20 protein-coding genes are annotated in these 20791 nt (G+C 75.0%); 11 read left to right on the top strand and 9 right to left on the bottom strand.

Annotated elements, in window-relative coordinates; genetic code table 11:
- Positions 1-193: 193 nt before the first annotated feature.
- The 4 genes from ABT263_RS32520 to ABT263_RS32505 all read right to left on the bottom strand — a co-directional run bounded on the left by ABT263_RS32520 (position 194) and on the right by ABT263_RS32505 (position 4295).
- Positions 194-2473, bottom strand: a complete 2280-nt coding sequence (locus tag ABT263_RS32520; protein WP_352295913.1) for a peptidoglycan binding domain-containing protein — start codon at positions 2471-2473, stop codon at positions 194-196.
- Between the two features lie 238 nt (positions 2474-2711).
- A complete protein-coding gene (locus ABT263_RS32515) occupies positions 2712-3173 on the bottom strand; it encodes a DUF6113 family protein (protein ID WP_329489453.1) in 462 nt (153 codons plus the stop codon).
- A complete protein-coding gene (gene mshB / locus ABT263_RS32510; protein WP_352295910.1) occupies positions 3170-4069 on the bottom strand; it encodes an N-acetyl-1-D-myo-inositol-2-amino-2-deoxy-alpha-D-glucopyranoside deacetylase in 900 nt (299 codons plus the stop codon). Before mshB ends, ABT263_RS32515 begins: the two co-directional genes overlap by 4 nt.
- A gap of 31 nt (positions 4070-4100) precedes the next feature.
- On the bottom strand, positions 4101-4295 hold the full coding sequence (locus ABT263_RS32505; RefSeq protein ID WP_045939028.1) for a DUF2304 family protein: 195 nt from the start codon (positions 4293-4295) through the stop codon (positions 4101-4103).
- Positions 4296-4610: 315 nt separating this feature from the next.
- Here ABT263_RS32505 and ABT263_RS32500 point away from each other — a divergent pair, with 315 nt between their 5' ends.
- The 5 genes from ABT263_RS32500 to ABT263_RS32480 all read left to right on the top strand — a co-directional run bounded on the left by ABT263_RS32500 (position 4611) and on the right by ABT263_RS32480 (position 10698).
- Positions 4611-6800, top strand: a complete 2190-nt coding sequence (locus ABT263_RS32500; protein ID WP_352295907.1) for a S9 family peptidase — start codon at positions 4611-4613, stop codon at positions 6798-6800.
- Between the two features lie 327 nt (positions 6801-7127).
- Positions 7128-8084: an ABC transporter ATP-binding protein gene (locus ABT263_RS32495; RefSeq protein WP_352295904.1), complete on the top strand. Its 957-nt coding sequence runs from the start codon at positions 7128-7130 to the stop codon at positions 8082-8084.
- Entirely contained in the window at positions 8081-8803 is a 723-nt protein-coding gene (locus ABT263_RS32490; protein WP_352295901.1) for an ABC transporter permease, read from the top strand. Before ABT263_RS32495 ends, ABT263_RS32490 begins: the two co-directional genes overlap by 4 nt.
- An 8-nt stretch (positions 8804-8811) precedes the next feature.
- Entirely contained in the window at positions 8812-10038 is a 1227-nt protein-coding gene (locus tag ABT263_RS32485; protein ID WP_352295898.1) for a sensor histidine kinase, read from the top strand.
- 33 nt (positions 10039-10071) lie between these two features.
- Positions 10072-10698, top strand: a complete 627-nt coding sequence (locus ABT263_RS32480) for a response regulator (RefSeq protein ID WP_380388404.1) — start codon at positions 10072-10074, stop codon at positions 10696-10698.
- A gap of 41 nt (positions 10699-10739) precedes the next feature.
- Here ABT263_RS32480 and ABT263_RS32475 read toward each other — a convergent pair whose 3' ends face one another.
- On the bottom strand, positions 10740-11633 hold the full coding sequence (locus tag ABT263_RS32475) for a transglutaminase family protein (protein ID WP_352295895.1): 894 nt from the start codon (positions 11631-11633) through the stop codon (positions 10740-10742).
- Positions 11634-11716: 83 nt separating this feature from the next.
- Positions 11717-12730, bottom strand: a complete 1014-nt coding sequence (locus tag ABT263_RS32470; protein WP_352295892.1) for a GNAT family N-acetyltransferase — start codon at positions 12728-12730, stop codon at positions 11717-11719.
- A gap of 130 nt (positions 12731-12860) precedes the next feature.
- Here ABT263_RS32470 and fdxA point away from each other — a divergent pair, with 130 nt between their 5' ends.
- Together fdxA and dapC are read left to right on the top strand one after the other, a co-directional pair.
- A complete protein-coding gene (fdxA, locus tag ABT263_RS32465; RefSeq protein ID WP_329489462.1) occupies positions 12861-13190 on the top strand; it encodes a ferredoxin in 330 nt (109 codons plus the stop codon).
- A gap of 21 nt (positions 13191-13211) precedes the next feature.
- Positions 13212-14372, top strand: a complete 1161-nt coding sequence (gene dapC, locus ABT263_RS32460; RefSeq protein WP_329489463.1) for a succinyldiaminopimelate transaminase — start codon at positions 13212-13214, stop codon at positions 14370-14372.
- A 94-nt stretch (positions 14373-14466) separates the two neighbouring features.
- Here dapC and ABT263_RS32455 read toward each other — a convergent pair whose 3' ends face one another.
- A complete protein-coding gene (locus ABT263_RS32455; RefSeq protein WP_352295889.1) occupies positions 14467-15231 on the bottom strand; it encodes a hypothetical protein in 765 nt (254 codons plus the stop codon).
- A gap of 328 nt (positions 15232-15559) precedes the next feature.
- Positions 15560-16582, bottom strand: a complete 1023-nt coding sequence (locus ABT263_RS32450; protein WP_352295886.1) for a VldE C-terminal domain-containing protein — start codon at positions 16580-16582, stop codon at positions 15560-15562.
- 121 nt (positions 16583-16703) lie between these two features.
- On the opposite strand from ABT263_RS32450, the gene dapE reads away from it, so the two are divergent.
- Both dapE and ABT263_RS32440 read left to right on the top strand, forming a co-directional pair.
- Positions 16704-17777, top strand: coding sequence for a succinyl-diaminopimelate desuccinylase (gene dapE / locus ABT263_RS32445; protein WP_352295883.1), 1074 nt, complete (start codon positions 16704-16706; stop codon positions 17775-17777).
- Between the two features lie 145 nt (positions 17778-17922).
- Positions 17923-18732 (top strand): LOG family protein, encoded by an 810-nt coding sequence (locus ABT263_RS32440; RefSeq protein ID WP_352295880.1) that lies wholly within the window; start codon positions 17923-17925, stop codon positions 18730-18732.
- A gap of 29 nt (positions 18733-18761) precedes the next feature.
- On the opposite strand, the gene folP is transcribed toward ABT263_RS32440, so the two are convergent.
- On the bottom strand, positions 18762-19574 hold the full coding sequence (folP, locus tag ABT263_RS32435; RefSeq protein ID WP_352295922.1) for a dihydropteroate synthase: 813 nt from the start codon (positions 19572-19574) through the stop codon (positions 18762-18764).
- A 174-nt stretch (positions 19575-19748) separates the two neighbouring features.
- Here folP and ABT263_RS32430 point away from each other — a divergent pair, with 174 nt between their 5' ends.
- Both ABT263_RS32430 and ABT263_RS32425 read left to right on the top strand, forming a co-directional pair.
- On the top strand, positions 19749-20168 hold the full coding sequence (locus ABT263_RS32430; RefSeq protein WP_352295877.1) for a DivIVA domain-containing protein: 420 nt from the start codon (positions 19749-19751) through the stop codon (positions 20166-20168).
- Entirely contained in the window at positions 20165-20755 is a 591-nt protein-coding gene (locus ABT263_RS32425) for a DNA-3-methyladenine glycosylase I (RefSeq protein ID WP_352295874.1), read from the top strand. Before ABT263_RS32430 ends, ABT263_RS32425 begins: the two co-directional genes overlap by 4 nt.
- The last annotated feature ends 36 nt before the right edge of the window (positions 20756-20791 follow it).

Here is a 20791-nt window from a genome sequence, read left to right as displayed (position 1 = left end):
GGGCGCGCCCCCCTTTCCGGCGGCCCGGGGGGCGTTGGTGTGGGTGGGGGGGGGGCGCCCCCCCAAACTTGTGGCGGCGGGGGGGGGGGTGGGGGGGGGGGGCGGCCCCCCCCCCCCGCCCGCCCCTCGGTCGTTCGTCCACTCGCCGTGCGCCCGGTGCCGGTGGGCCGGCCCGGGCGGTGGGAGGCTCCGCTCAGGCGACGGTGAACTTCACCGTGCGCTCCTTGTCGCCGGTCTTGTCCAGCACCGAGGTGATGGCGTCGGCGACGTCCTGCGGAGTGATCGCGGCGGTCTGGCCGTTCTTCTTGATCTTCAGCTTGTCGAACACCGTGCCCAACTGGCCGGCGAGCGCGTCCAGGTCCCACTTGGGCACGATCTTGCCGGCGGCGTCGGGCACCAGGGTGAGCGTCTTGGGGGCGGTCTTCGGGCCGAAGTCCCAGGTCTTGGTGCCGGCCGTGATGTGGATCTTCCCGTTGACCGCGGACTTGCCGAGGCTGTCCGCGGCGGCCTGCAGGGCCTGCGGGGAGACCTTGGGCTGGGCGGCCGTCACGGTGAGGGCGACCGGCTGCTCGGCCTTGCCGGTGGCGCGGTCGCGGTAGGCCTGCTCGACCTGGTCCACGGCGGACGCGGCGTCGACCGCCTGGCCGGCCTTGCCGGGCACCACGACCGGCTCGCCGGCGTCGCCGAACCTGACGTAGCCCTCCTGGAGGCCCTGCCCGGACCCGGCGGCCAGCCCCTCCAGGGCGGCCTTGAGCTTGGCCCGGTCCACCTTGACCTCCGGCGGCACGGCCTTCTCGTCGCCCTTCAGCGAGGTGATCACGTCGACCGGGCTGTAGGAGTGCTGGGTGAGCCGGTCCACGGTGGCCGTGGTGTCGAAGCTCAGCCCGGCGACGGTCGGGTCGAGGTCCATCGCCTGGTCGCCGATCTTCAGCTTGACCGGCTGCTGGCCGGCCTTGCCGACCGTCTCGTCGAGCTGGTGGATCGCCTGGTCGCGGTTGCTGCCGCCGATGTCCGTGCCGAGCACCACGGTGCCCTTGGGGATGTCGGACTGGTTCAGCATCAGGCCGGTGCCGTACGCGGCGGCGCCGAGGAAGAGCACGCCCGCGACGCCGTAGACGCCGAGCTTGACGAGCTTCTTGCCGCGGCTCGGCCGGGCCTTGCCGGTGGCCGCCTTGGGGGCCTGCGGCGCGGCGGGCGCGGGCGGCTTCGGGGTGGGAGCGGTACCGGCCTCGGCCTCCGGGCCACCGGGGTAGGGCCGGCCGGGGGCGGCGCTGCCGGGGCCGCCCGGCCGACCGGCCTGCGGGTCGGGCGGGGCCGTCGGCTGGGCGCCGGAGACGCCGGGAACGCCGGGGAAGAGGCCGCCGGGGGCGGCGGTGCCGTACGGCTCCGCGCCGGCCTGGGGGCGCTGGGCGGCGAACGGATCGGCGCCGGCCGGGGCCGAGGCGAACAGGCCGTTCTGCGGGGAGCCGTTCGGCGGGAGGCCGTGCTGGGCCGTGCCGCCGGGCGGGCCGGATATGGCGGCGGGCGGGAGGGTCTCCTCGCGGATCGGCGCGAAGCCGTCCACCGAGGTGTCCTCCGGGTTCGCCGCGTCGGCCGGGCCGGCCATCGGGCGGCCCTGGCCCTGCGGAGCGCGGCGGGCCGCGAACGGGTCCGCGCCGGGGCCCGGGCCGAAGGGGTCGGCGCCGGGGCCGGTGCCGAACGGGTCCGCCGGGGCGTCCTCGTAGACGCCGGCCTCGTCCGCCGGGGCGTCCGGGCCGGCGCCGGTGCCGAACGGCGAGGCGGGTGCGCCGGTCGGGCGCGGGGCGGCGGCCTGCGCCGGTACCGCCCGGCCGTTCGGGCGGGCCGTGTCCGGGCCCGCGGCCCGGGCGGGGCGGGCGGCCTTGGGCCGGGCGCCGTTCGGGCGGGCCTCGGTGCCGGGGGCGGGCGCGGGGCCCGGCGCGACGGAGTCGGCCGGGGCGTCCGCGGCGCCGGCCGGGACGGCGGCGGGCTCCGCCGGGCCCTTCTTCTGGCGCGGCCGGAACCACGCGCCGGTGGACTCCGACTCGGAGGTCGCGGGCGGGATCTCCCACTCCGGCGGCAGGTTCGGCGGGGTGGCCGTCCGCGCGCCGCCGTCCATCACCCCGAGGACGGGGGAGGCGGACGCGGCGGAGCGGTGCCGGGGTCCGGCCGGCTCGGCGGCGGCCGGCGGGGCCTCCTCGCCCGGGCCGTCCTCGTTCTTGACGGTGCTGCGGACCACCACGGGCGGGATCGGGCGCGAGCCCGGGATGTTGATCCGGACCCGCGTGGTCAGCGTGGTCTCCGTCTTCGGGGCTTCGTCCTCCCCGGCCGACGCGGAGCCCGGGGCGGCACCGGCACCCGCGCGGTCGCCGCCGGGGAAACCCGGTGTGCCGTAGGGCGGGGTGCCCGACGGGTAGGCGTCCGGGCCCGTCCGCCGAGGCGTCGGGTGGGCGTTGTCAGATTCGCGGCTGCTCAATGCTGCTCTGCTCCGGGTTCGCGGGCGGGCCGTGCGGCGCGACCGCGGTTCGTGGTCGCCGGGCCTGGCGGGCGGCGGTGGGGTACGGGCGTTCTGCGGCACCACCATACTGGGAAGAACTGACCGGTGAACCGGTTCGGATAGAACCTGATACGTCCGGTTCCTCCGGTATGAGAGTACGGCTGTGTGGTCCTGACTGCGCGTCGTACGCGGTACCGTACGCGGGCCGCCGGGGCGGTCAGCGCGGCGGGCCGGGCACTCCGGGGAACCAGCTCGTCCGGGTCGGCAGGGTGGCGCAGATCACGCCCAGGATCGAGCCCGCGAACAGCCAGGCGAGCGACGTGGCGTTGGTCCAGAGCACGTTGTCGCCCTCGGGCCGGGGGACCATCACCAGCAGCAGCGCCAGGAACCAGCCGGCCGCCGGCAGTGCGGCGCCGAGCCGGGTGCCGGTCACCCGCAGGCCCGCGTAGAACGTGGCGCCGGTGGCGGCGAGCGCCAGCAGGACTCCCACGGGCGGCCACAAGGCCTGCACAAATGCTCCGCAGACCGAGACCGCGACGCCCAGCAGGAAGAACAGGACATAGGCCGCGATCCGCCCGATCCGCGGGGGCTGCGGCTCGGCCAGCCGCTCGGCGCGGGTGCCGAGGACGGCCGCCGGGATCGAGCGGCGGCGGGCCTGCGGGGTGGCGGGCTCGGTCATCGGACACTCTCCTCGAAGGTGCTGTCCAGGCCGGCGAAGAGGTCGTCCTCCGGCAGCGGCCGTCCGGCCCGGCCGCGCACCAGCTGGTAGTACTCGGTGGCGACCAGCGGCTGGCCGAGGTCGTTGGAGAGCGTGAACCAGTCGCCGTGCACGGTGATCTGGGTGGCGTGGGCGGCCATCGCGGCCGCCTTGCGGTCGGCGTACGCGGCGCCGTCCAGCACGGTGGTGACCACGGCGTCGTCCACCACGCCGGGTACGTCGGAGGGGCTCGCGACGCCGGGCGACGGCGCCTTGGCGGCCGTCTCGGCCAGCCCCCGCTCGATCACCGACCGGGGCATCCGGTTCCAGTACACCTTGGCGATCCGCCAGGCCGGGCCCAGGTCGGGCCGGTACGCCGGGTCGGCGGCCAGTTCGTACGCGCGCATCGCCACCCGGTGCGCCTGGATGTGGTCCGGGTGCCCGTAGCCGCCGTCCTCGTCGTAGGTGACCAGGACCTGCGGCCGCACCTCGCGGACCACCGCGACCAGGTGGCCGGCCGCCTCGTCCACGTCCGCCCGCCAGAAGCAGCCGGGCACGTCGTTGTCGGGGACGCCCATCATCCCCGAGTCGCGGTAGCGGCCGGGGCCGCCGAGGAAGCGGAAATCGGCGACGCCGACGGCGCGCATGGCGTCGGTCAGCTCGCCGATCCGGTGGGGGCCGAGGGTGTCGTCCCGATCCGCCGTCAGGTGGGCCAGCTCCGGCGGGATCACCTCGCCACCCTCGCCGAGGGTGCAGGTCACCAGGGTGACCAGGGCGCCCTCGGCGGCGTACCTGGCCATCGTGGCGCCGTTGCCGATCGACTCGTCGTCGGGGTGGGCGTGCACCAGGAGCAGGCGGCGGCCGGTAGTCGCGGTCATGGGAGGAAGCCTAACGACCGCGTGCGGGGGGTCAGAGCTTCAGGCCGTTGATCATTCCGGCGAGGTTGCTGGTGACCTGGCTGATCGACGGCGCGATGGAGCTGGACGCCAGGTAGAAGCCGAGCAGCGCGCAGACGATCGCGTGCCCGAGCTTCAGGCCGGAGCGGCGGATCAGCACCACCACGATGACCAGCATCAGCATGGCTGCGGAGATGGACAAAGCCATGTCGGCTCACACCCCTTCTCGGGTGCGCCACCCCCTCGGGGAGGGCGGCGGTCGGGACCGTGCGGGACTTCGGTCGGGCGACCGGGGCCCGGGACGGGGCCTGACGATCACTCGTTGGACCAGTCATACCCGATGTGTGAGGGGCGCATGACGTTCAGTGAGGCTGCACGCGCCGGGGCATGGTGGCACAAATGGGGCGCATGGGCCGGTCGGAAGGGGTGTGGACCCCGTTCGGGGGGCCCGGTCGACGATGCTCCGAACGAGTGATCAAAATCCTCCGGGCGGGGGCGGGGGAACGTCGTAGGGTCTGGTGCCATGACCTCCCACACCCCTGCGGACACCTTCCCGCGGCAGTACGCGCGCACCCTGCGCTACACCGTCGGCGCCCCCCGGTCCTTCTCCGTCGCATCCGACGGCTCCCGGGTCGTCTTCCTGCGCTCCCTGCCCCGCCCCTCGGCCGGGGAGACCCCCCGCGCCGGCGACCGGGCCAACCGCCTCTGGACCCTCGACACCGCCACCGGCGAGGAGCGGATCGCGGCCGATCCGGTCGCCCTGCTCGGCGGCGGCGAGGAGGACCTCTCCCCGGCCGAGAAGGCCCGCCGCGAGCGCAGCCGCGAGGGCTCGGCCGGCATCGTCGGCTACTCCCTCGACGGCGCCGGCGCGCTGGCCGCCTTCGCCCTCTCCGGCCGCCTCTTCACGGCCGACCTGGTCGCCGGGGGCACCATCGAACTGCCCGCCGAGGGCCCGGTGGTCGACCCCCGCCTCGCCCCGGACGGCGTCCACGTCGCCTACGCCAACACCGCCGGCGAGCTGCGGCTCACCCGCGCCGACGGGACGGCCGACCGGGCCCTCGCGCAGCCCGACGGCCCGGGCGTGACGTGGGGCCAGGCCGAGTTCATCGCCCAGGAGGAGATGAGCCGCGACCGCGGCTTCTGGTGGTCGCCGCAGAGTGACCGGCTGCTGGTCGAGCGGGCCGACGACACCCCGGTGCGCCGCTGGTGGATCGCCGACCCGGCCAACCCGGGCACCGAGCCCGCCGAGATCGCCTACCCCGCGGCCGGCACCGCCAACGCCGGCGTCGGGCTCTGGCTGATCGGCCTGGACGGCGGCCGGACGGAGGTCCGCTGGGACGACGCGGCCTTCCCGTACCTGGCCCGGGTGCACTGGTCGGCGGGCGGCGTGCCGCTGCTGCTCGTCCAGGCCCGCGACCAGCGCAGCCAGCGCATCCTCGGGGTGGACGTCGAGACCGGTGCCACCGAGGTGCTGTTCGAGGAGCACGACGACGCCTGGCTGGAGCTCTTCCAGGGCGTGCCCGCCTGGACGCCGGACGGCAAGCTGGTCCGGATCTCCGACGGCGCGGGCGAGGACGGCGTGCGGGCGCTGGTGATCGGCGACCAGACCGTCACCGGCGCCGACCTGCTGGTGCGCTCGGTGGTGGCGGTGACGGCCGAGGAGGTCTTCTTCACCGCCTCCGGCGGCGCCGGCGAGACCGACCCCGAGCCGGGCTGGATCGCGGTCGGCCGGATCAGCCACGACGGCAAGCGGCTCTCCTGGGAGGCCGCCAACGACCGGCCGTTCACCTCGGTCACGTCGGCGGTGCACGCGGCCGGCATCACCGTGCGGGCCACCGCCGAGCCCGACCTGCCGGGCACGCTGGTGCAGGTCGCCCGGGACCTTCCGGAGGGCGTGGTGGTCGACGTCGTCGCCACCGTCGCGTCCTACGCCGAGACGCCGGTGCTCACCGCGCGCCCGGTGTTCCGCTTCGCGGGCGAGCGCCGCATCCCCGCCGCGGTCTTCCTGCCCACCGGCTACGACCGCGAGCGGGACGGCCTGCTGCCCGTCCTGATGGACCCGTACGGCGGCCCGCACGGGCAGCGCGTCGTCCAGGCGCACAACCCGCACCTCAACTCGCAGTGGTTCGCCGACCAGGGCTTCGCGGTGGTCGTCGCCGACGGGCGCGGCACCCCCGGGCGCGGGCCGGCCTGGGAGAAGTCGATCGCCTTCGACTTCGCCGGCGCGACCCTGGACGACCAGGTGGACGCGGTGCGGGCGCTCGCCGAGGAGTTCCCGCTGGACCTCGGCCGGGTCGCCATCCGCGGCTGGTCGTACGGCGGCTACCTCGCGGCGCTCGCCGTGCTGCGCCGCCCGGACGTCTTCCACGCGGCCGTGGCCGGCGCCCCGGTGACCGAGTGGGAGCTGTACGACACCCACTACACCGAGCGCTACCTGGGCCACCCCGCCGAGCGGCCCGAGGTCTACGCGGCCAACTCGCTGACCGGCCACGCGGCCGGGCTGGAGCGCCCGCTGATGATCATCCACGGTCTGGCGGACGACAACGTGGTGGCCGCGCACACCCTGCGGCTCTCCTCGGCCCTGCTCGCGGCCGGCCGGCCGCACACCGTGCTGCCGCTCTCGGGCGTGACGCACATGACCCCGCAGGAGGAGGTCGCGGAGAACCTGCTGCTGCTCCAGGTCGACTTCGTGAAGAAGTCGCTCGGCCTCTGAGGCGGGCGGCTCCGAGGTTCGGCGGAGGGGGGCCGTCAGGGCGCCGGGGCCCGCGGACGGGCGGTGCCGAGGCGCCCTCCGCTCCCCCCGGCCGCGGGTGCCCGCACGGGGTCGACAGGCCCGGCCCCGGTGGGGACGCCGGCCCCCGGCACCGACAGACGGCGCGCGACCTGCGGCTTCGGTGGCCGGTACCCGTGACACGGGTACCGGCCACCGGCATGACATCCGTCATGCCGAAGGCACGACGGCGGCCACTGCCGCCGGGCCGGGGCCGCGCGGGACCCTGAGCTGGTGCGAACGACACCAGCAGGGGAGAGGACCGGGTCGATGGGTACCGAGGTGGCCGCCTTCCGGGGCGTGGGCAAGAGCTACGGACGGGTGCGGGCGGTGGACGGGCTCGACCTCGTGCTGCGGCCGGGCGAGACCGTCGCGCTGCTCGGCCCGAACGGCGCCGGCAAGTCCAGCAGCCTCGACCTGCTGCTCGGCCTGCGCGAGCCGGACCGCGGCAGCGTCACGCTGTTCGGCGGCGCCCCGCGCGCCGCGATCGCGGCCGGCCGGGTCGGCGCGATGCTGCAGAGCGGCGGGCTGATGGCGGACGTCAAGGTCCGCGAGCTGGTCGGGCTGGCCTGCGACGTCCACCCGCGCGGCCGGGCCGTCCGGGAGGTGCTCGTCGACGCCGGGATCACCGAGCTGGCCGAGCGGCGGGTCGACAGGCTCTCCGGCGGCCAGGAGCAGCGGGTGCGCTTCGCGCTGGCGATCGCCGGGGCCAACGACCTGATCGTGCTGGACGAGCCCACCACCGGCATGGACGTCTCGGTCCGTCGGTCGTTCTGGGCGAGCATGCGGGCGCAGGCCGACGCCGGGCGCACGGTGCTGTTCGCCACCCACTACCTGGAGGAGGCGGACTCGGTCGCCGACCGCGTCCTCGTGCTGCACCGGGGCCGCCTGATCGCGGACGGTACGTCCGCCGAGATCAAGGCGAAGGCCGGGGCCCGCCGGATCACCTTCGAGCTGCACGACGTGGACGGCCCGTTCGAGGAGGCGGCGCTGCGTCGCCTGTCGGGGGTGCTGGCCCTGGACGTCAGCGGCCGGGTCCCGGGGGTGCGGACCGTCCGGATCCGGACGGCGGACGCCGACGCGGGCGTCGCCGGGCTCTACCGGGCGGGTCTGTACCCGCGCGGGCTGGAGGTGACCGGCCTGGGCCTGGAGCAGGCCTTCCTGACCATCACCGGCGAGCAGGACACCGCCGACACCACCGAGTTCGCGACGGAGGCCGCCCGATGACCACGCTGATCCGGCTGGAGATCACGCGCACCCTGCGCAACAAGCGGTACGTGCTCTTCACGGTGCTCTACCCGGCGCTGATGTACTTCTTCTTCATCCACGCCTACGGCACCGACCAGGTGGCCGGCGGCCTGCCGGTGAAGACCTACTTCATGGTCTCGATGGCCACCTTCGGCGCGGTCGGCGCGGTGCTCACCGGCAGCGCGCAGCGGATCTCGCTGGAGCGCAGGAGCGGCTGGGTGCGCCAGCTGCGGCTGACGGCGCTGCCCGGCCGGGCGTACACCGTCGCCAAGATCGCCGCCGGCGCGGTCACGACGCTGCCCGCGATCCTGGTGGTCTTCGGGGTCGGGGCCGCCCAGGGCGTGCGGATGGGGGCCGCCGAGTGGGCCGGCCTGGCCGTGGCGCTCTGGCTGGGCAGCTTCGTCTTCGCGGCGCTCGGGGTGGCGCTCGGCTACGCGGCGGGGGCGGACTCGGTGCAGACCGTCGTGATGGTCACCTACATGGTGATGGCGCTGTTCGGCGGGACGTGGTTCCCGGTGACCGGCACGCTGCGGACGATCGCCCAGGTCAACCCGGTCTACCTGTACAACCGGCTGGCCGGCTTCACCCGGCCCGGGCAGTCGCTGGACCTGGTCGCGGCCGGCGGTCTGGCCGGCTTCCTGGTGGTCTTCACCGCGGCCGCGGCCGTGCTGTACCGCCGGGACACCCGGCGGGCATGATGGCCACCATGTCCGACACGCCCCGCACCCACCGCACCGACGAGCCGGAGGCGGGGCCGGTGTCCTTCATGAACGTCCCCGGCGCCACCGTGGAGAACCGGCGGCAGCTGCTGGTCAAGGTCAGCTGGATGCTGCTCTGGATGGTCTACCTGCTCTACCCGGTGGGCGACCTGCTCAGGGACGGGCACTCGCCCGCGGCGACGGTGGCCGGCTGGATCGCCCTGGTGGCGTTCGTCGGCTGCTACGTCAGCCTGGTGGTGTTCCGTTCGATGGCCGGCATGCGGCCGCTGGCCTGCCGGGTGGTGGTCGCGGCGATGATCGTGACAGCGGTCGTCACCTCCTTCGGCCTCGGCACCGCGTGGCTCACGCTCTTCACCTACGCCTCGGTCGCCGTGGCGATCATCGCGCCGGTGCGCTTCGCGCTCGCCGGGGTCGCCGCGATGGCCGGGCTGACCGTCGTGGTCGGGCTGCTCAGCCGTGCCGACCACGGGGACATCCCCACCATCGCGCTCACCGCCTTCCTCTCCGGGGCCGCCATGACCGGGCTGCAGCGCCTGGTCGCGACCATGCGGGAGCTGCGCGAGGCACGGGCCGCCGTCGCCCACCTCGCCGCCTCGGAGGAGCGGCTGCGGATGGCCCGGGACCTGCACGACCTGCTCGGGCACTCGCTGTCGCTGATCACGCTGAAGAGCGAGCTGGCCGGGCGCTTCATGGACGGCGGCAAGGAGGAGGCCGCGCGGGCGCAGGTCGCCGACATCGAGAAGGTGGCCCGGCAGTCGCTGATCGACGTCCGGGAGGCGGTGACCGGCTTCCGCCGGCCCACCCTGCCGGTCGAACTCGCCGCCGCCCGGACGGCGCTGGCGGCCGCGCAGGTCACCCTGGAGGCGGCGCCGGAGCTGGTGGACGCCTGGCCCGGGCTGGCCAACGAGGAGGCCGGCGCGCTGGCCTGGGCGCTGCGCGAGGCGGTCACCAACATCGTCCGGCACGGCGAGGGGGCCACGGTCTGCACGGTGCGGGCGGACGAGACGTGGGAGGGCGGCGGCGAGCGGTACGCCGTCCTGGAGGTCTGCGACAACGGGGCCGGGCCGGGCAAGTCCGGGCCGGGCAACGGGCTCTCCGGGCTGGAGGAGCGGCTGGCGCTGGTCGGCGGCCGGCTGGAGACCGGCCCGGGCGACCGCGGCCGGGGGTTCCGGCTGCGCGCGCTGGTCCCGCTGCGCTCGGTCTCCGTCGTGTAGGGGCGCGGGCCTAAGGTCGTCGGCATGAGTGAGATGCGAAACGACGGTGCCCCGTCCGTCCGCGTGCTGCTGGCGGAGGATCAGGGGATGGTCCGGGAGGCGCTGGCCGCGCTGCTCGGGCTGGAGGGGGACATCGACGTGGTGGCCCAGGTGGGGCGCGGCGACGAGGTGGTGGACGCGGCGGTCGCCCACGACGTGCAGGTCGCGGTGCTGGACATCGAGATGCCCGGCATGACCGGGATCGAGGCCGCGGCGGAGCTGCGCCGGCTGCGGCCGCAGACCAGGGTCGTGATCGCGACCACCTTCGGCCGCCCCGGCTACCTGCGGCGGGCGATGGAGTCGGGGGCGGACGCCTTCCTGGTCAAGGACGCCCCGGCGGCCGAGCTGGCGGAGGCGATCCGCCGGGTGCTGCGCGGCGAGCGGGTGATCGACCCGGTGCTGGCCGCCGCCGCGCTCGCCGAGGGGGCGAACCCGCTGACGGCGCGCGAGCGGGACGTGCTCGCGGCCGCCGCGGACGGCGCCGTGAACGCCGAGATCGCCCGCCGGCTGCACCTGTCCGAGGGGACGGTGCGCAACTACCTCTCGATGGCGATCCAGAAGACCGAGGCCCGCAACCGCACCGAGGCGGTCCGGATCGCCCGCGAGAAGGGCTGGCTGTAGGCCCGGTGCGGACCGGACGGACGGGGTGCGCCCGGTGGCGGTCAGTTGAGCCGGTGCCGGGCCGCCCGGGCCTCCAGGCGGACCTTCGCCGCGGTGTCCGGGTCGAAGGCGTCCAGGATCTCGGCGTAGGCGTCCATCTCGGCCGAGCCGCCGAGGAAGTCGCCGGTCCGCACCAGCAGTTCCGCCCGCTCCAGCCGGAGCTGGGCCGGGTGCCGGGGCAGCAGCAGGGAGAGTTCGGTGGCCCAGAGCTGGGTGCGGGCGTGCTCGGGGCGCTCGGCGGCCCAGGCGCGGATGTTGCCGAGCACCCGCAGCACGGTGTCCAGCGGCTGGGCCGGGGTGAGCAGTTCGGGCGAGAACGGGTGGCCGGCGGCCCGGACCAGGCCGGCCGCGTCCTCCAGGTCGAGCAGCCGCCCGCCGTGGAACGGGTCGGCCAGGACGTAGTCGTCCCCGCCGTCCGGGCCGCCGACCGCGACGATGAAGTGGCCCGGCAGCGCGATCCCGTGCACCGGCACGCCGGCCCGCCGGCCGACCGCGGTCCAGACCAGCGCGAGCATGATCGGCAGGCCGCGCCGGCGCCGCAGCACGTCGGGCAGCAGCGAGGACTCCAGCCGCCGGTAGTCGGACTGCCGCCCGTGGAACCGCTCCCGCCCGCCGAGCACGGCGGCCAGCAGCGCGGCCGTCTCCTCCGGCCCGGCCGGGGCCCGCTCGGCGACGGCGAGCCGGACGGCGGCGGCGTGCCGCTCCAGGGCCGCCTCGCAGGCGGCCAGCAGGGCCTCCAGGGTGGGCGGGTCCCGGGGGTCGTCCGGGTCCGGGACGGGGCTGTGTTCGGCGGCCGCGAGCAGGCAGAGCAGCACCGGATCGGGGTGCTCGGCCCGGGCCTCGGTCCGGAAGCGTGCTCGGCTCTGCTCGGTCACGGTGGCTGCGACGGCTTTCATGCGGGCGGACGGACAGGCGGAACGGAACTGACGGGTGGCACCGACGGGCGGGTGGGGCGGACGGACGTGGTGCCACGACCGCGCTACCCCTGGGGCAGGCGGGCGTAGTGGTAAGTGTGACTGGTCGTGAAGCCAAGTCCGTCATAGAGCGCGATCGCACCATCGTTCTCCGCCTCGACCTGGAGGTGGGCACCGGTCGCGCCCTCCTCGGCGGCCCGGGCGGCGAGCACCGCCATCAGCGTGGTGGCCAGGCCCGCACGGCGGGCGTACGGGGCGACCTCGATCGCGCCGAAGCCGGCCCACGGGCCGTCGATGACGCAGCGTCCGATGGCCAGCGGCGGCTGCCCGGGCGCGCCCGGCGCGGTGGCGAACCAGACCGACGGGCCGCCGTGGATCACCTGCCGCGCCGCCTCCTCCACCGCCGGGTCGCCGGTGACCCGCCGGTACAGCGACATCCACTCGGCGCCGGCCGTCCGGGCGAGCCGCACGCGCCGGTGGCCGGAGCCGAGGCGGGCCAGCGGGGCCAGCGGGGCGATCCGTACCAGCGTCGGCGAGTACGCCGCGCCCAGCCGGTCCAGCTCGCCGCGCAGGTCCTCGGGCGAGCCGGGCGTGCTGACCTCCACCCAGGCCGGCAGGCCGCGCGCCGCGTACCACCGCCGGACGGTCGCGAGCGCCTCGTCCAGGGGCAGGCCGGGGTCGCCGAGGGTCTGGACCGAGTTGGCCCGCCGGGTGAAGCCGGCGGACGCCCGCAGCGTCCACCCGCCGAGCGGCTCCTGCTCGACGGCGGGCCAGCCGCGCGCGGCGATCCGCTGGAGCTCCTCCGGCGGGGCGACGGGCAGCGCGGCCCGCCGGGCCGGGAAGAGCGGCACCACCTTGCCCGCGACCAGCAGCTTCTCCGCGAAGGTGACCGGAGCGCCGCGCCGCGGGGCGACGGTAAGCTCATGATCGTCCCAGGATGTGAGCACACCGATCACATCGCGGAATACCGGCCTGTCGTCCACGAACTCCGCGACACGCCGAACTGACACCCGTAGTCCCACGTCAGAGCGATCTATCCGGACCTCCGGACGGTCCTGGACCGGCCCGCCAGCCGCCATCTGGGCACCTCCTGTGCATTTGCGGTCTCCGACCCGCGATACTAGGGGCGGGCATCGACGACGCCGCGCTCACCCGCGCACGCGAGCAAACAGAATGGGCCGCCGAGCCCTTCCGAGGAGGAACGACAGCGTGACCTACGTCATCGCGCAGCCTTGTGTCGACGTCAAGGACAAGGCCTGCATCGAAGAGTGCCCGGTTGACTGCATCTACGAGGGCGAGCGATCGCTCTACATCCACCCGGATGAGTGTGTCGACTGCGGCGCTTGCGAGCCGGTCTGCCCGGTCGAGGCGATCTTCTACGAGGACGACACTCCGGAGGAGTGGAAGGACTACTACAAGGCGAACGTCGAGTTCTTCGACGACCTCGGTTCGCCCGGTGGCGCCTCGAAGCTCGGCCTGATCGAGCGCGACCACCCCTTCATCGCCGCTCTGCCGCCGCAGAACACCGACGAGCACTGAACGATCGGTGGCAACTGAGCTGTGAGTACCAAGAACAGCACGCACGCGCCGTTCCCGGGCCACCCGGGGGCGGCGCGCCGCGTTTCCGATCTCCTGCCGGTCTTCCCCTGGGACAAGCTGGAGCCGTACAAGAAGACGGCGCTGGCCCACCCCGGCGGGCTCTGCGACTTCTCGGTGGGCACCCCGGTCGACCCGGTTCCCGAGGTGATCCAGAAGGCGCTGGCCGCGGCCACCGACACGCCCGGCTACCCGACCGTCTGGGGCCCGCTGGAGCTGCGCGAGGCGATCGCCGGGTGGCTGCGCCGCCGGGTCGGCGCCGAGATCGGCCCGCAGGCCGTCCTGCCCACGGTCGGCTCCAAGGAGCTGGTGGCCTGGCTGCCGACCCAGCTCGGCCTCGGCCCCGGTGACCAGGTGGCCTACCCGCGGCTGGCCTACCCGACCTACGAGGTCGGCGCGCGGCTCTGCGGCGCGGAGCCGGTCGAGTACGACTCGGTGGACGAGCTGGACGGCTCGCGGGTCCGCCTGCTCTGGGTCAACTCGCCCTCCAACCCGACCGGCCGGGTGCTCGGCGCGGACGAGCTGCGCCGCGCGGTCGAGTGGGCCCGGGAGCACCGGGCGCTGCTGGTCAGCGACGAGTGCTACCTGGAGCTGGGCTGGGAGGCCGACCCGGCCTCCGTGCTGCACCCGGACGTCTGCGGCGCCGCCGACGACGGGACGCAGCACGAGGGCCTGCTGGCCGTCCACTCGCTGTCCAAGCGCTCCAACCTGGCGGGGTACCGCGCCTCCTTCGTGGCGGGCGACCCGGTGGTGGTCAAGGAGCTGCTGGGGGTGCGCAAGCACGGCGGGATGATCGTCCCGGCCCCGGTCCAGGCGGCGGTCGTCGCGGCGCTCGCCGACGACGCGCACGTGGCCGAGCAGCGCGGGCGCTACGCCGCCCGCCGGGCGGCCCTGCGCGCGGCGCTGGAGGCGTACGGCTTCCGGGTGGAGCACTCGGAGGCGAGCCTGTACCTGTGGGCGACCCAGGACCGGCCGTGCTGGGAGACGGTGGCCGAACTGGCCGGGCTGGGCATCCTGGTGGCGCCCGGCGACTTCTACGGGCCGGCCGGCGAGCGGTTCGTCCGGGTCGCGTTCACCGCGACCGACGAGCGGGTCGCGGCGGCCGTGGAGCGGCTGCGCGGCTGACCCGCGCAGCCCGAGCGCGGCGAAGGGGGCCGGTGTCCAGGACGGGACACCGGCCCCCTTCGGTGCTGTGCGGGGCGCGCCGGGCGGCGCCGGATCAGCCGATCGGCAGGCCGCCGAGGCCACCGCCGCCGATCCCGCCGAGCAGGCCGGTGATCGGGCTGAGACCGGCCAGCGGGGAGTTCGGGCCGAGGTCGGCGCCGCCGAGGCGGTTGGCCGAGCCGTGCTCGGCCAGGCCGAGCACGTCCGTGCCGGGGACGTCGGCCGGCAGCGCGCGGCCCAGGGCGCCGAGCGGGAGCGCGTCGGTCACGGCGTTGGTCCCGGGGACGGCGCCGGCGAGCGCACCGGCGCCCGGCAGCCCCTGGGTCAGGCCGGCGGTCTGCGAGAGCCCGCCGACCGGGTTGGCGCCGGCGGCCGCGCTGCGGCCGGTCGCGCCCGGGCCGCCGTTGACGGCCTCGCCGAGCTTGCCGGCCAGTGCGGCGGCGACCTTCGGGGTGATGCCGGAGAGCTGGCCGGTGGTGGCGGCGGTCTTGTCCACCGGGGCGGTCAGCGAGCTGGCCTTCTCGTTCGCCTCGGGCAGCTGGTGGGCGACGATGTTGCCGGTGGCGTCGGCGGTCGCCGGGACGCCCGCGGCGACGGTGGCGGCGCCGGTGTCCCCGGCGGCCTGGCCCAGCTCGTGGGTGGTGTGCTGCAGGGTGGATCCCGCGTCGGTGTTGGTCAGCTGGCCGAGCGGCGCCGCCAGGTCGGACTTGGGCAGCAGCGCGTCGGCGGCGGACGCGGTGCCGGCCGCGACGAGCGGGGTCGCGCCGGCCGCCACGAGCAGTGCGGCCTGGGCGATCCGGCGCGTGAGGGAGTGAGACATGGGGCTCCTCGAAAGGGTCTTGGGTCCGTCCTGTCCGCCGGGCGGACGACGTTCTTACCGCTTCAGAAGCCAGAAGGTTTCGGCCGGTGCAAGGAAACGGCCTTACCGACGATCGGATCGTAGGACCGGCGCCGGGGGGCGGCGAAGGGCCCGGTCGCGGGTGCGCGGGCGTTGCGGGCCAAGGGGAGTGACGGTTCTTCGGGTCGGGCTCCGGCGTCGGCCGCCCGTCCACCTGGATTGACCGGAATCACTCCTTCGGCGGCAACCCGGACACCAGTGCGTCAGCCCGCCGGAGCGGCCGTTCGGAGCCGCTCCGGCGGCCTTCCGCTCAGGACTTCCCGACCGGGGCGAGCGAGACCAGCACCAGCTTGGTCGAGGTGCCCGTCGGCTGGGGCTTCCAGCCGCCCTCGGACTTGGACTTGCGCCAGATCTTGCCGTCGTAGGCGATCGTCTCGATGCCCAGCTGCTGGGCCTGCGTCACCGCCCAGTGCGCCACCTCCCAGCCGTTCTGCCGTTCGGCGTCCGGGCCGGCGTCGGTGCTCGCCGCCGGGTCCGGGGTCAGCGAGACGGCCTGCTCGGCGCCCTTCACGGTCGAGGTGTAGCCGGCCGCCGGCGTCACCGTCCGGCCGAACTCGCGGCGCACCCGGTCGCTCAGCACCTGCACCCGGTCGGGCAGCGGGGCCGCGGCGGCCGGGGCCGCGGGGGAGCCGGTGGCGGTCGGCGCGGTGTCGTCCGGCTCCGGCTCGGGCGCGGCGAAGTCGTGCACCACGCAGTTCAGCGTGCCTGCCTCGCGGCCGGTCAGCGCCGAGGCGAGCAGCGTCGCCTTGGTCTCGTGCTTGGCGTAGGCCTGCGGGTAGCCGCTCTTCTGCACCTGCTGGGCCGCGTCGGTCAGCGGCAGCCGGGTGTAGCCGGGGACCTTGACCAGGCCGTCCAGGAACTTGTTGGTCGCGTAGACCGGGTCCATGATCTGCTCCACGGTGCCCCAGCCCTGCGAGGGACGCTGCTGGAAGAGGCCGACCGAGTCCCGGTCGCCGCCCGCCAGGTTGCGGATCTTGGACTCCTGCATCGCGGTGGCCAGCGAGATGGTCACCGCGCGGTCCGGCAGTCCGCGCGAGTGCGCCACGGCGGCGATCGTCGCGGCGTTGGCCGCCTGCGGGATCTCCAGGGTGCCCTCGCCCGAGGCCGTCTTGACCGTGCAGCCCTCGGGCGTCAGCTTGGTGTCGCGCAGCCAGTACAGGCCGACCGCGACCACCACGAGCGCCAGCAGGACGACCAGCACCGCGCGCAACGGCCCGCGCCGCCGTCGGGGCGCCGTGTCGCCGCCCTGCTCGCCGCGCCTCTTCCTGGCCACCGCCGCCCCTCTCCACGCTGTTCCTGATCGCACACCGTACCCACTCGGACGGATGTGCGGCGCCACCGGTTGCGATCCGCCGCACGGGGCGGCCGGTCGCCCACGACTAGGCTGAAGGACCATGAGCAGCTCTGAGACGCCCCTGGACCTCACCCTCGACGGCGGTGCGCTGACCGCCCGGCTCGTCGACTTCCCCTCGGTCAGCGGCGACGAGCAGGCGCTCGCCGACGCCGTCGAGGCGGCGCTGCGGGCCTACCCGCACCTGACCGTGGACCGGTACGGCAACAACGTGGTGGCCCGTACCGGCCTGGGCCGCGCCGAGCGCGTGCTGCTCGCCGGCCACCTGGACACCGTGCCGATCGCCGACAACGTGCCCTCCTACGTCGAGGGCGACCTGCTCTACGGGTGCGGCACCTCCGACATGAAGTCCGGGGTGGCCGTCCAGCTCCGGCTGGCCGCCACCCTGGCCGAGCCCAACCGGGACCTCACCTTCGTCTTCTACGACTGCGAGGAGGTGGAGGCCCACCGCAACGGCCTCGGCCACCTCGCCGCCCGGCACCCGGACTGGCTGGCCGCCGACTTCGCCGTGCTGATGGAGCCCAGCGGGGCCGCCGTCGAGGGCGGTTGCCAGGGCACCATGCGGATCCAGGTCCGGCTGACCGGGGTGCGCGCCCACGCGGCCCGCGGCTGGCTCGGCGACAACGCCATCCACCACGCCGCCGAGGTGCTCGGCCGGCTTGCCGGGTACGAGCCGCGCCGGGTGGAGATCGACGGCCTGGAGTACCGCGAGGGCCTGAACGCCGTCCGGATCGACGGCGGCGTGGCCGGCAACGTCATCCCCGACGAGTGCGTGGTGACGGTCAACTTCCGCTTCGCGCCGGACCGTAGCGAGGCGGAGGCCGAGAAGCACCTGCGCGAGGTCTTCGACGGCTTCGAGGTGACCGTCACCGACTCCGCCCCCGGCGCCCTCCCCGGGCTCGACCAGCCGGCCGCCCGGGCCTTCCTGGCCGCCACCGGCGGCGTCGCCCGGGCCAAGTTCGGCTGGACCGACGTCGCCCGGTTCAGCGCCTTCGGCATCCCGGCGGTCAACTACGGCCCGGGCGACCCGAACATGGCGCACAAGCGGGACGAGTACTGCTCGCTCGCCGCGATCGCCGAGACCGAGGAGCGACTGCGCGCCTGGCTGACCGACTGAGTCGCCGCGGCCGGCCGGACGGTCCGCCGCCGGCCGGCGCGGCCGCCCGGACCAGCCGGTCCGTCGTCGAACGCCATCTTCCGGTTGCCCAACCGACCTCTCACCGTTGCCTGAAAACCGGGATCGTCGGGCGTAGGGTTTCGTCATGACAGGCACTGGAGACGAGAAGCACTACGGACACGGGCCCGAGCAGGTGGGCGAGCCGCGCCCGAAGAAGGCGTGGCCGGAGAAGCAGAAGGGCCCGGTGCTGGTGCGCCGGGACCAGGTCGGCACCAGCACGACGGACCAGCGCCTGCTGGACACCACCGGCCCGACGGACTGGCTGCACACCGACCCCTGGCGGGTGCTGCGGATCACCTCGGAGTTCGTCGAGGGCTTCGGCGCGCTGGCCGAACTCCCGGCCGCGATCAGCGTCTTCGGCTCCGCCCGGACGCCGGTCGACTCCCCCGAGTACGCGGCGGGCGTGGCGATCGGCCGGGCGCTGGCGGAGGCCGGCTACGCGGTGATCACCGGCGGCGGCCCGGGTGCGATGGAGGCGGCCAACCGCGGCGCCTCGGACGCCGGCGGCCTGAGCGTGGGCCTCGGCATCGAGCTGCCCTTCGAGCAGGGGCTCAACGAGTTCGTCGACCTCGGGCTGAACTTCCGCTACTTCTTCGTCCGCAAGACGATGTTCGTGAAGTACGCGCAGGGCTTCGTGGTGCTGCCCGGCGGCCTCGGCACGCTGGACGAGATGTTCGAGGCGCTGACCCTGGTGCAGACGAAGAAGGTCACCCGGTTCCCGGTGATCCTCTTCGGCAGCGAGTACTGGGGCGGCCTCTACGAGTGGCTGAAGAACACCCTGGTCGCGCAGGGCAAGGCGGCCCCGCACGACCTGGAGCTGTTCCACATCACCGACGACATCGGCGAGGTCATGAAGATCCTCGCCGACGCCCGCCGCCCGGCGAACGAGATCTGAGGGCGGCGGGAGCCGAAGGAGGGGGCGCCCTACGCCAGCCCCCGGCGGGCGACCGCCGGGGGGCGGGTGCCCCGGATCGAGGCGACCATGTCCAGCACCTGCCGGGTCTCGGCGACCTGGTGCGCCCGGTAGATCCGGGCGCCCAGCCAGGCCGAGACCGCCGTGGTCGCCAGCGTGCCGAGCAGCCGCTCGTTCACCGGCCGGTCCAGGGTCTCGCCGACGAAGTCCTTGTTGGAGAGCGAGACCAGCACCGGGAAGCCGGTCGCGGTCATCTCCGGCAGCCGGCGGGTCGCCTCCAGCGAGTGCCGGGTGTTCTTGCCGAAGTCGTGCCCCGGGTCGATGACCACCGCGTCCCGCCGCACGCCCAGCTCCACCGCCCGCTCGGCCAGGCCGACCGTCACCCGCAGGATGTCCGCCATCACGTCCGGGTAGCCGGTGCGGTGCGGCCGGGTCCGCGGTTCGGCGCCGCCCGCGTGGGTGCAGACCAGGCCGGCGTCGTACCGGGCGGCCACCTCGGCCAGCTTCGGATCGACCCCGCCCCAGGCGTCGTTGAGCAGGTCCGCGCCCACCTCGCAGACCGCCTCGCCGACCTCGTGGCGCCAGGTGTCCACGCTGATCACGGCGTCCGGGTGGCGCTTGCGCAGCTCCGCCACGAACGGCACGGTGCGCCGCAGTTCCTCCTCGACGGTCACCTCGTCGCCCGGTCCCGCCTTCACCCCGCCGATGTCCAGGATCGCGGCGCCCTCGGCCATCGCGCGGTCGGCGGCGGCGAACGCGGCCTCGTCCGCGAAGGTGGCGCCCTTGTCGAAGAACGAGTCCGGAGTGCGGTTGACGATGGCCATGATCACCAGCTCGTCGTCACCGAATTCCCGTGGTCCCAGGCGCAGTGCCACCGATGTCTCCTCCACAGCTGCTCCGGGTGCGATGATGGCCCCCGGCCTATCGGGAACCATGCTGTCATGATCGTGAGCCGGGCACTGTTGTCAGCGCCGGCAGGGAAGTCGGGAGGACCGCTCGTGTTCTGGGTGATCGTGGTGGCGATGGCCGTCGTGGTCGGAGGCGCCGCGTTGGTGGCGCTCGGCGGGGGCGGCTCACTGCCGGAGGCGGTGCAGGACCGGATCGCCGCCCGGCTGCCGCAGGACCGTCCGCTGAGCCGGGACGACGTGGACGGCATCCGGCTGCCGATGGCCGTGCGCGGCTACCGGATGGACGAGGTGGACGACGTCCTGGACCGTCTCGGTGCCGAACTCGCCTACCGGGACTCGCGGATCGCCGAGCTGGAGGCCGCCGGCGCGGTCCGCGGCGCCGTCGAGGCCACCGGCCCGGACGCCGGGGCCGAACCGCTGCCCGGGCTGGAGGAGTTCGCGCAGGTGGTGGAGCCCGTCAGCACGCTGACCAAGGGCCCGGAGGGTGCGAAGCCGGCGGCGGACCAGTGACCGGGGCCGGTGCGTCGCTCGGTGCGGACGGCCTGCGCCGCTGCGGCTGGGGCGACTCGGCGGACGACTACCGGCTCTACCACGACACCGAGTGGGGCCGCCCGGTCCACGGCGACGACGCGCTGTTCGAGCGGGTCTGCCTGGAGGCCTTCCAGTCCGGCCTCTCCTGGATCACCATCCTGCGCCGCCGCGAGGGCTTCCGGGCCGCGTTCGAGGGCTTCGCGATCGACAAGGTCGCCGAGTTCGGCCCCGCGGACGTCGAGCGGCTGCTCGGCGACGCGGGCATCATCCGCAACCGGGCCAAGATCGAGGCGTCGATCGCCAACGCGAAGGTCGCCCGCGACCTCGACGGCGGCCTGGACGCGCTGATCTGGCAGTACGCCGGTGCGCCGGACCGGCCGGCCCCCCGCACCCTGGCGGAGGTCCCGGCCGTCACGCCCGAGTCGACGGCGCTGGCGAAGGCGCTCAAGAAGGCGGGCTTCCGGTTCGTCGGCCCGACCACCGCGTACGCGCTGATGCAGGCCTGCGGCCTGGTCGACGACCACCTGGCGGACTGCCACGTCCGGAGCGCCCTGCGGGCCGTCTAGGCCCTCCCGGGCCCCGGGAGGGCCCCGCCGGACCCC

The organism is Kitasatospora sp. NPDC001603, from assembly GCF_040298365.1.
GTDB lineage: Bacteria > Actinomycetota > Actinomycetes > Streptomycetales > Streptomycetaceae > Kitasatospora.
The sequence above is the reverse complement of the archived record's forward strand: the minus strand, read 5'-3'. Positions and strand labels throughout refer to the sequence as shown.

What these genes read in the sequence shown, in the direction of transcription:
- ABT263_RS32515 (WP_329489453.1), bottom strand. Translation starts at nt 3,173, where the DNA reads ATGACCGAGCCCGCCACCCCGCAGGCCCGCCGCCGCTCGATCCCGGCG.
- mshB (WP_352295910.1), bottom strand. Translation starts at nt 4,069, where the DNA reads ATGACCGCGACTACCGGCCGCCGCCTGCTCCTGGTGCACGCCCACCCC.
- ABT263_RS32505 (WP_045939028.1), bottom strand. Translation starts at nt 4,295, where the DNA reads ATGGCTTTGTCCATCTCCGCAGCCATGCTGATGCTGGTCATCGTGGTG.
- ABT263_RS32500 (WP_352295907.1), top strand. Translation starts at nt 4,611, where the DNA reads ATGACCTCCCACACCCCTGCGGACACCTTCCCGCGGCAGTACGCGCGC.
- ABT263_RS32495 (WP_352295904.1), top strand. Translation starts at nt 7,128, where the DNA reads ATGGGTACCGAGGTGGCCGCCTTCCGGGGCGTGGGCAAGAGCTACGGA.
- ABT263_RS32490 (WP_352295901.1), top strand. Translation starts at nt 8,081, where the DNA reads ATGACCACGCTGATCCGGCTGGAGATCACGCGCACCCTGCGCAACAAG.
- ABT263_RS32485 (WP_352295898.1), top strand. Translation starts at nt 8,812, where the DNA reads ATGTCCGACACGCCCCGCACCCACCGCACCGACGAGCCGGAGGCGGGG.
- ABT263_RS32480 (WP_380388404.1), top strand. Translation starts at nt 10,072, where the DNA reads ATGCGAAACGACGGTGCCCCGTCCGTCCGCGTGCTGCTGGCGGAGGAT.
- ABT263_RS32475 (WP_352295895.1), bottom strand. Translation starts at nt 11,633, where the DNA reads ATGAAAGCCGTCGCAGCCACCGTGACCGAGCAGAGCCGAGCACGCTTC.
- ABT263_RS32470 (WP_352295892.1), bottom strand. Translation starts at nt 12,730, where the DNA reads ATGGCGGCTGGCGGGCCGGTCCAGGACCGTCCGGAGGTCCGGATAGAT.
- ABT263_RS32455 (WP_352295889.1), bottom strand. Translation starts at nt 15,231, where the DNA reads ATGTCTCACTCCCTCACGCGCCGGATCGCCCAGGCCGCACTGCTCGTG.
- dapE (WP_352295883.1), top strand. Translation starts at nt 16,704, where the DNA reads ATGAGCAGCTCTGAGACGCCCCTGGACCTCACCCTCGACGGCGGTGCG.
- ABT263_RS32440 (WP_352295880.1), top strand. Translation starts at nt 17,923, where the DNA reads ATGACAGGCACTGGAGACGAGAAGCACTACGGACACGGGCCCGAGCAG.
- folP (WP_352295922.1), bottom strand. Translation starts at nt 19,574, where the DNA reads ATGGCCATCGTCAACCGCACTCCGGACTCGTTCTTCGACAAGGGCGCC.